Genomic DNA, 562 nt, shown 5'->3' on the forward strand with positions numbered 1-562 from the left:
ATACCAATCTAAGTAAAAATATGATCTAATTGCATTCATCGTATTCTCTTCATTTGTGGTTATGGATAACTTTAAAAATACTGACTTTACAGCTCTAGCTCGTGAGCAAAAATCTATCCAAATGAAGATGCGCCTACTTGCACTGGCTCATTTTCAGGATGGAAAATCTCGAACTCAAATTGCACTATTTTTAAAAGTGAGCAGAACCAGCGTCAATAAGTGGGTACATGCCTATTTAGAAGAAGGGCTCGCGGGGCTGCAAGAAAAACCGCGTACAGGAAGACCTGCATTTCTCAGCACAGAACAGCAAGCTCAACTCGCTGACTATATAGAGAAAAGAGCAAGCAGCGATCAAGGTGGTAGATTAACGGGGGCACACATACACAACTATATTTTGTCAGAGTTTGGCAAAACTTATCACCCTGACTCAATCTATTATTTATTGAATCATATGGGTTTCTCATGGATAACCTCACGCTCTAAGCACCCAAAGCAATCAATAGAGGCTCAAGAAGAGTTTAAAAAAATTCCAAATTAAAACGATCCTTAAGATCCCGGGATA

Annotated in this window: 1 protein-coding gene; it reads left to right on the forward strand. The window is 39.3% G+C overall.

What is annotated here, in order from left to right:
* Window positions 1–61 precede the first annotated feature (61 nt).
* On the forward strand, window positions 62–538 hold the full coding sequence (locus ACVBJC_RS20410; RefSeq protein WP_447162726.1) for an IS630 family transposase: 477 nt from the start codon (window positions 62–64) through the stop codon (window positions 536–538).
* The last annotated feature ends 24 nt before the right edge of the window (window positions 539–562 follow it).

The organism is Shewanella sp. 0m-6 (assembly GCF_052977325.1).

Coding starts and splice junctions, on each gene's coding strand:
- ACVBJC_RS20410 (WP_447162726.1), top strand. CDS start 62: ATGGATAACTTTAAAAATACTGACTTTACAGCTCTAGCTCGTGAGCAA.